6 protein-coding genes are annotated in these 8,668 nt (G+C 60.8%); 1 reads left to right on the forward strand and 5 read right to left on the reverse strand.

Annotation, left to right across the window (positions count from 1 at the left end):
* Positions 1–109: 109 nt before the first annotated feature.
* From NCT32_RS23455 to NCT32_RS23475, 5 genes are all read right to left on the reverse strand, one after another.
* Positions 110–1,237 (reverse strand): zinc-dependent alcohol dehydrogenase family protein, encoded by a 1,128-nt coding sequence (locus tag NCT32_RS23455; RefSeq protein ID WP_250490578.1) that lies wholly within the window; start codon positions 1,235–1,237, stop codon positions 110–112.
* A complete protein-coding gene (locus NCT32_RS23460; RefSeq protein ID WP_250490579.1) occupies positions 1,234–2,898 on the reverse strand; it encodes an acetolactate synthase large subunit in 1,665 nt (554 codons plus the stop codon). The genes NCT32_RS23455 and NCT32_RS23460 overlap by 4 nt, the downstream gene beginning before the upstream one ends.
* A gap of 66 nt (positions 2,899–2,964) precedes the next feature.
* A complete protein-coding gene (locus tag NCT32_RS23465; protein ID WP_250490580.1) occupies positions 2,965–4,947 on the reverse strand; it encodes an acyl CoA:acetate/3-ketoacid CoA transferase in 1,983 nt (660 codons plus the stop codon).
* Between the two features lie 772 nt (positions 4,948–5,719).
* Positions 5,720–6,289 (reverse strand): YSC84-related protein, encoded by a 570-nt coding sequence (locus NCT32_RS23470; protein ID WP_250490581.1) that lies wholly within the window; start codon positions 6,287–6,289, stop codon positions 5,720–5,722.
* Between the two features lie 98 nt (positions 6,290–6,387).
* On the reverse strand, positions 6,388–6,735 hold the full coding sequence (locus NCT32_RS23475; protein ID WP_250490586.1) for a hypothetical protein: 348 nt from the start codon (positions 6,733–6,735) through the stop codon (positions 6,388–6,390).
* A gap of 1,007 nt (positions 6,736–7,742) precedes the next feature.
* Here NCT32_RS23475 and NCT32_RS23480 point away from each other — a divergent pair.
* Positions 7,743–8,668 (forward strand): LssY C-terminal domain-containing protein (locus NCT32_RS23480; protein WP_250490582.1); only part of this gene is annotated, 926 nt, incomplete at its 3' end.

Genomic DNA, 8,668 nt, shown 5'->3' on the forward strand with positions numbered 1-8,668 from the left:
CGAAGAGCACGGAGAGCCGTTTCAGCCGCGGCTGCATGGCGTTCGTGTCCAGAGGCAATGCGCGTGCGGTCAGGGCGCGCGGCGCAGATTAACGTTCGAAGCCCGACGCTCAGTCGAACACCACTACCTGCCGAATCGCCTTGCCCTCGTGCAGCAGGTCGAAGCCACGATTGATCTCGTCGAGCCTTAGACGCCCCGTCAACAGCTTGTTCACCGGCAGCCGGCCCTGTGCATACAAATCGACATAGCGTGGAATGTCGCGCGACGGTACGCACGTACCGATATAGCTACCCTTCAACGTCCGCTCTTCCGCGACGAGACTGACTGCGGGCAGTGGCCAGAGCGCCGTCGAGGGCGGGAGCCCCGCCGTGACGGTCATTCCGCCGCGACGCGTGATACGGTACGCCAGGTCCAGCGCGCGAATCGAACCGGCAAACTCGAAAGCGAATTCAACGCCGCCCGCGCTCAGTTCGCGGATCTGCTCCAGCGCATTATCATGACCCGCGTTGACCGTGTGCGTCGCGCCTAGCGCGCGTGCCTGCTCCAGCTTGGCATCCGACAGATCGACTGCAATGATCTGCCGCGCGCCCGCCGCATGCGCGCCAAGGAGCGCCGCCAGCCCGACGCCGCCCAACCCAATCACCGCCACCGACGCGCCCGCGCGCACCTGCGCCGTGTTGACGACCGCCCCCATGCCCGTGAGCACTGCGCATCCGAAGAGCGCGGCTTCATCGAGCGGAACGCCGTGATCGATTTTCACGACCGAGCGGCGCGACACCGTTGCATGTTCGGCAAATACGGAGCATCCGAGGTGATGGTTCAGTGCCTTTCCTCCGCGCATAAGACGGCGCTCACCGGAAAGCAGCGTACCTGCGCCGTTCGCGGCCGCGCCCGGTTCGCATAAGGCCGGCCTCCCTTCGGCGCACGGCGCGCAATGGCCGCAACTCGGCACGAACACGACGACTACGTGATCCCCAACCCGGACATCGGTGACGCCCGCCCCCAGTTCCTCGACGACGCCCGAGGCTTCATGCCCGAGGGCCATCGGCATGGGACGCGGCCGGTCGCCGTTAATCACGGACAAGTCGGAATGGCACAGACCGGCCGCCGCGATCTTGATCAGCACTTCGTCGCGGCCGGGCGGCGCCAGATCGATCTCTTCGATGTGCAATGGACGCGTGTGACCATAGGGTGTGGCCGCCCCCATTTCCTGCAGCACTGCTGCCTTGATTTTCATTTCGCTATCTCCGTGACGCGGTTTCTGAGTTCTTTTACAAGCACGCGACTATTCTCCGAATAATCGACCGGGACGATGACGAGCTGCACCCCGCCCTCCTCGAACGCCGCCTCCAGCGCCGGGGCCAGCCCATCGGCCGATTCGATGCGTCGTCCTTTCGCCCCATAGGCCTCGGCATACTTGACGAAGTCGGGATTGCCGAATGTGAGACCCCAATCGGTGAAGCTGTCGACCGCCTGCTTCCAGCGGATCATGCCGTAGGCGTCGTCCTGGATGATCAATACGACGAGGTTCAGCTTCAACCGGACGGCGGTCTCGAGTTCCTGCGAGTTCATCATGAAGCCGCCGTCGCCGCATACCGCCATCACGCGGCGACCGGGATAGAGAAGCGCCGCCATCATGGCCGACGGCAGCCCCGCGCCCATGGTTGCTAGCGCGTTATCCAGCAACAACGTGTTGGCACTGCGCGTTCGATAACAGCGCGCGAACCAGATCTTGTACATGCCGTTGTCCAGCGCCACGATGCCCTCGGCGGGCATGACCTCGCGCACGTCGTGAACGATCCGTTGCGGCGTCAGCGGAAAGCGCGATTCGTCGGCGCGGTCGAGCGTGCGCCTCAGGATTCCTTCGCGCAACGGCGCCAAGGCAGCGGCGTTCGGCAGCCTGCCTTGCACCAGACTGGCGAGCCGTGACAGACTCAGGCCCAGATCGCCCACGACTTCGGCATGCGGGAAGAACACCTGCTCGACGCTGGCTGGCGTGTAGCCGATATGAATCACCTTGGGCCCCCTCGGCCCCATGATGAACGGCGGCTTTTCTATGGTGTCGTGACCGATCGCGAGAATTAGGTCGGCTTGGTCGATCGCCTCGTGCAGGTAGTCGCGTTCGCTGAGCGCTGCCGTGCCCATCCAGAGTTCGGTGGCTTCGTCGCTGCCGATGGCCGCCACCGTGCCCTTGCCCATCTGCGTGTTGAAGAACGGGATGCCCGTGCGCCGAATGAAGTCGGTCAACTGCCCCGCGAGCCGCGGCCGGTTACTGTCCGCGCCGAACATCACGAGCGGCCGTTCCGATGGCATCAACAATGCGGCCGCGCGTTCGATGGCGGCATCGTGCGCCATCGGTAGTTCGACGGGATGCAAGGGAACGATCGTCACATCGTCGCTCACATCGACGGCGGCCACGTCCTCGGGCAACTCCAGATGGACGGGACCGGGACGCTCCTCCGCAGCCAGCCGGAAGGCATCTCGCACGACGGTCGGAATGCTGGCCCCGCTCACGATCTGCCGCGAGGCTTTGGTAAGCGGCTTCATCGTCGCGACGATGTCGACGATCTGAAAGCGCGCCTGCCTCGAGGTCATAATTGCTTTCTGGCCGGTGATCAGTACCATCGGCATCGCGCCGAGCTTGGCATATGCCGCGCCCGTGACGAGATTCAGCGCGCCGGGGCCGAGTGTCGCCATGCATACGCCGGGCGTTCCGGTCAGACGTCCATGCGTCGCCGCCATGAAGGCCGCCGACTGCTCATGCCGCGTCACGACGAGCTGAATGCTCGAACCTCGCAACGATTCGACGACGTCAAGGTTTTCTTCACCGGGCACAGCGAAGATGCGTGTAACGCCTTCGTTTTCCAGCGCCTTGACGAAAAGATCGGAAGCTTTCATCGGCAGTATCCTCGCAACTTCAAACTGCAGTGTGTTGGGGGTGAGAGCGGCTGCGCGGCAGCGGGCTCATTCATGGATGTATCGCGCGGCGTTGGCGATCGGCTCGCGCGTGACATCCTCGCTGCGGCCGACGACAAACGCGCTTGCTTCCGTGCGGGTCCCGAAAATCCGCGATGCGTCGCCGCGTGCATTGAACGCGGCGCCCAGCTTCATGCGCATGAACGCATTCGACGTGAACCGCGTGGCCGAGCAGTAGTAGCGGGACTGCAGTCGCCGCGCCATCGCGAAGTATGCCTCCGCTATTGGTTCGTCGAGCCTACAGCCGTCGTAATTGACGATCAGCGACACCTTGTGGCCGATGCCTTCGCAAAGCGCTTGCATCACGCGGCGCACGCTCTCGATGTCTTCCGTCGAGCGAATGCCAATACCTTCGAAGTTTGCAAACAGCGTGTTTCGTTCGGCGTCGTAGCTAAGCCGGTTGCGCACCTGACGTTCGAACAGGATCGACGACAGCCCCAGCAACTGCGGCAGAAAGATGCCCGGGTCCATCAACCGCACGTCGCGCATGATCGGCGTGAAGTCCATATGAGCCAATATGTCCCGCTCGAGATCGATGCCCGGCGCAATCTCCGTCAGCTCGAGCCCTTCAGGCACGCGCCGAAAGACACACCGCTCGGTCACATAGAGCACGGGTTGACCGCGCTCGGCCGCAAGCGATCCGTTGAACGTGATCTGCTCGACGGAATCGACGAATTTCTTCTTCGTGCCTTCCGTGATGATCGCAAGGCGCCCGCCCTCGACACGTACTTCAAGACCACCCGCTGTGAAAGTCCCCGCGAATATGACGCAACGCGCGTTCTGACTGATGTTGATGAACCCGCCGGCGCCCGCCAGTCGCGGCCCGAAGCGGCTGACATTGACGTTGCCGCGACGATCGACTTCAGCCATGCCGAGGCATGCGAGGTCCAGTCCGCCTCCATCGTAGAAGTCGAACTGCTGGTTCTGATGCAGGAGTGCATCGACATTGATCGCCGCGCCGAAATCCAGTCCTCCCTGCGGCACGCCGCCAATGACGCCCGGCTCCGCGGTCAAGGTCAAGTGGCTCAGCAGACGCTCTTCCGCCGCAACGGCGGCGACGACTTCCGGAACGCCGATGCCCAGGTTGATCACGCCACCCATTGGCAACTCGAACGCGCATCGGCGTGCGATCACTTTTCGCTCGTCGAGGACCGGACTTCTCATCGTGCCGACCGCAACCTTCGTCTGAGCCGAGAACGCGGGGTTGTATGCTGTGCCGTAAGTCTGAGGTTGCGCACCGGAACGCGCGAGCACGACACGATCGACGAGAATGCCCGGAACCACTACCGCCCGCGGGTCAAGCGTCCCGCTTGCAACGATCGTTTCGACCTGGGCAATCACCAGACCGTTCGAATTGTGCGCGGCCATCGCGGCCGCCTGCGCGTCGAGCACGAGTGCTTCGCGTTCCATCGTGATGTTGCCCTCGGGGTCGGCCGTAGTCCCCCGAATCAGCGCAACATTGAGCGGAAAGACTTTATACAGAAGCCAGGTCTTGTCGTCGATCTCGATCGTGCTGACCAGCTCTTCGATCGTGGACGCGTTGATCTTTCCGCCGCCGTGGCGCGGATCGACGAACGTGCCCAGGCCGACCTGCGTCAGCGTCCCCGCCCGGTGAGCCGCGATGTCCCGGTAGAGGTGCGACATGACGCCAAGCGGCAAGTTGTAGGCCTCGATCAGATCGTCGGTCGCCATCCGGGCGAGCTTCGGGACCAGCGACCAATGTCCGCCGATCGCCCGCTTAATCAACCCCGGCAACGCAATCCGGTTGATTCCCTGATCCTTGCCATCACCCGGCGCGGCGGCAAACACCAAGGTCAGATCGCGCGGCGCACCCGTGCTCTGGAAACGTCGTTCCAGCGCAATGATGAGTTCGTCCGGTGTACCGATACCTACGAATCCCGAGCAGCAGACGGCATCGCCATCGCGAATTAATCCGATCGCTTCGTCAGCGGTCACGATCTTGTCTTTCATGGCGAGGATCTCGAGTAATCATGCCCGTGCATGCCAAAACGCGGTTGACCGAGTGCGCGTGAAGGCCTCATCCGGCTGAATGAAGGGTTGGTCGTCGATGACGCGCATCGGCCTAAATAGCGATGAAAGACGCGCCTAAGCCAAGCGAAGAAACCCCGCCCGGAGTAGGCGAAGATGGCTTTGCGAAGATCTTTATCCGCGCCCGTTTACGCGAGACGCGAGTCGCAGAGAAGGACTATTGCTGCGTTGCAGCAATTAACGCCATCATACGGCAGTCTCGTCTGCCGTCAAGTGACCTTTTTTATTCCGTTGGTACTCCTTCTTTATGATTCCCCTTGTTCTCTTTCTTTCGAATAATACTGATCGAGCGTATTTATCACGCTGTTGACGCAACGGACGTACCTGACGACTCCACGCTTTAGACACAAAGACGTGTCAGGCGGCGCTACTGGTAAATCAACCGTCATCGACTCGAAGATCGAGGAAATGCGGTGAAAAACACCGTTGCCGTGGCGTGCTCTTCCGACGAAAACTCGCCGTGCGGTCGAAGTTACGAGGAGCGCCGGCTTGAACGGTCAGGCGCCGCGGAGCACATTCCTGTGCCCGCGCGACTCGTGCTGTGGGACGGGCGGCCCATCAGTCTGGGTCATTCGGCGAGCCCAAAGTTGTTCTGTATGTGAAGCAAGCCGGGGCGCTACGGCGGTTGAGGCGGCCCACGATCGATGCAATCGCGCAAGCATACGTCAACGATGAAATCGATAACCGTTCCGTTTCAGATATCCAGCTTGCTCACCTTTGTTCCTTCGAAGCTGAGATTGGCCATCAGACCGGAGTTCGTCAGCACGAACCCGACAATCGGCGCATTCGTCGTTGCGGTGTCGAGCGTACCGTTGGCGCCGGTCTTGGCCACCGCTACCGAGCCATCCACGCCCGCTGTCCAACCCTTGTCGCTCGTCCGAAATTTTTCGAGCGCGTCCTGTGTCATGAACATCATGATCACCGCCTTGGACTGGGCGCCAATTTGCAGGCCGAAGGAGCCGGTACTGGTCTTGTAGTAGCCGACGGAGGTGCCTCCTTGACGGAGCGCGCCTTCGCCATATTCGCCGCCGACCACTAGGCCCGCGGCGAGCACCGACGGGAAGACAAGAATAGCCTTGGCCTTGCCAGCCGTCGCCTGCGCGCCCGGTGTCGAACTGTACAGCTTGCTAAGGGCGCCGTCGACGCCGGCGTCGATTTCCTTGCGCTTGCTGGCTGCTTCGGTTGGATTGCTGGCTGTGCCGCAAGCGGCCAGCGAACTAGCGAGAGCAATGGCGGTCAGCGAAAAGAAGGTGCGACGGTTCATGAGACTCTCCTCGATCGAACTCTGCCAGATTGAGATTTGAGGCGTGCGCAGTGCTGCTTACACCGCGACATACGAAGCCGGGTCGGCTGATGCCCTACCTAGAGGCAGCCGCCAACAGCGCCGCCGGCGTTGCTGCCGCCTCCGGTACCCGGGCGGAAGCCCACCCATGTTTTGCTGTTGCCCGTCCACGACGGCCGCACCAGCGCAGCTGCGCCATCCGGGGGCCGTTGGCCCGGAACATAGACGTCCATCGCCTGATTGTTCGCCAAAATCACTTGCGATACGACTTGCTGCTGTGACTGATTCGCCCATGTCTGAGCAATGCATTGCGAGACTGCCGGTAGCGACTTTTGGCTTTCCCCGACTGATTGCGCGCTCGGGGGCATTGGTTGCGTTGCGCAGGATGACACGACGATGGTTATGACGAGAACTGGTAGCGATTTCATCTTTCTCACCTCATGTTCGAATTTCCATTTCCATTCCGTCGCCTTATTGCAGGCTCCGGTTGACATGCACACGATTCGGAACGGCGGCTGTCGCACACTTTTAGACAATTGACCGCGTGACCGCCTGACGCGGGCTCATTTTCACGAATGCGATCGATCGTAAAGAAGCCGCTACCTCGGCGGTGGGCAGGTTGAATTCTTTCGGTTAACGCGCCACGCAGCATCAAAAAAAAACGCTCGCCCCTTTGACGGCCAAGGTGAACATCAAATTCGCGCAAAGGACACGCGTTACCTCGCAATCTCCACTAGCATGAATGGGGCGATTCAAATTCACGAACCAGCAGCATAAGGGGCTTGGTGACGAAATCCCGACTCTGAATACGCGTTCGTGTCGCTCATTTCGCTGTAGCAACAACGACAGCGGAAAGCAAAGCGGTTCGTCGCCGGCGACTACACGGTAAGGCCTGTTATCTGAATCACCTGGCCCGAACTCGCTTTCTTCGTTTCGGAGCAGGCAGTCGCGGAGTTCGAGCGAAGCCGGAAGAAGCCGGTTCGCACCCGGACAGAGCCGGCTATTTTCCCAATTTACTGGCAGTCACGTGATGTATCGGCCAACCCGAAAAGCGTGGCCCTTGTCATCAACTTCCTTGAACGGTCGAACTGTTCGATCAGGGCAGACAGCGCCGTGCTACACCGGCCTCATCGCTTTTCGGTGAGTTCCTAAGACTTATGGTTACAGTGAGGGCGCTGACCCTCCCATGCAATATAGGCGGTATGCGTGTGATTTTCCATCAAAGGCGAGCGAATTGTGCCCTTGACACATCCACCCGAAGGTCAGTGAGTCTGTTCATACGATGCACCGCTCCTGGCGCTCGTTCACAGTGACGTGCCACAGCCCGGACACTATAATCCATACGCATCACGAAGAACCTTGGCAGAGTGAGTATCAAGTCACACCAGCCCGCTGAGAGAATCACCGCCCCGATTCGCGGAAAAGAGGTGACGCGATGAACCGCATCGTGAATCGACTGCTGAGTGCAGTTGTCATCGCCTTGTTCCTGTGCAGTTGCGCCACTACATCGCAGAACGGGGGCGCACTCACCTACAAGAGCCGCGCCGCGACCCGCACGGAAGGCGGTCTTAGGGTTTACGCCTCGGTGCTTTCGGCCGAAGAAAGCGTTGCGGTCTACGGCGTGCCATTATCGAGCAGAGGGATTCAGCCCGTTTGGATCGAGGTGCAGAACAATGATCCGGTCAGCTATTTCCTGATGTCGCCTGGCCTCGATCCAAACTTCTTCCCGGCCTCCGAAACGGCCGAAGCATTTGCTGACAGCAACGCACTCGTTACGGAGGAAGAGCTGGACCGGCACTTTCAGCGTCTCGCCTTTCACAACCCGGTCCTGCCTGGGCAAACCGTATCCGGATTTGTACTCACTAACCTCCGTGAAGGTGCAAAGCTCGTTCAGCTCGATCTCGTTGCGAGCGGTCTCGCAGAGACATTCTCGATCCTGATGGTCATACCCGGCTTCCATGCCGATTACCACGTCAGCGCGGTCTTCAGGCGCGAGATCTATCCGCCTGCTAGAATCGTCGATTACATGGACGATGACGCCTTCCGCTCGGCGCTCGAAGCGCTGCCCTGTTGCGCCACCAACGAGGACGGTTCGAAGAATGGCGATCCGCTCAATCTCGTCATAGTGGGCGGCCTCGATGATGCGTTTCCCGCATTGGTGCGGCGCGGCTGGGCTCCGACCGAAGAGAAATGGTCGGGCGCGATCACAAAGACAGTCACGTCCGCGCTTTCCGGAGAGCGTTACATCAATGCGCCTGTCAGCGATCTGTACCTGTTCGGCCGAGCGCAGGATCTTGCGCTGCAAAAAGCACGCGACACGATTCACCAGCGCAATCACTTGCGGCTCTGGCTAAGCCCGAT

Source organism: Caballeronia sp. INML2 (genome assembly GCF_023631365.1).
GTDB lineage: Bacteria > Pseudomonadota > Gammaproteobacteria > Burkholderiales > Burkholderiaceae > Caballeronia > Caballeronia turbans.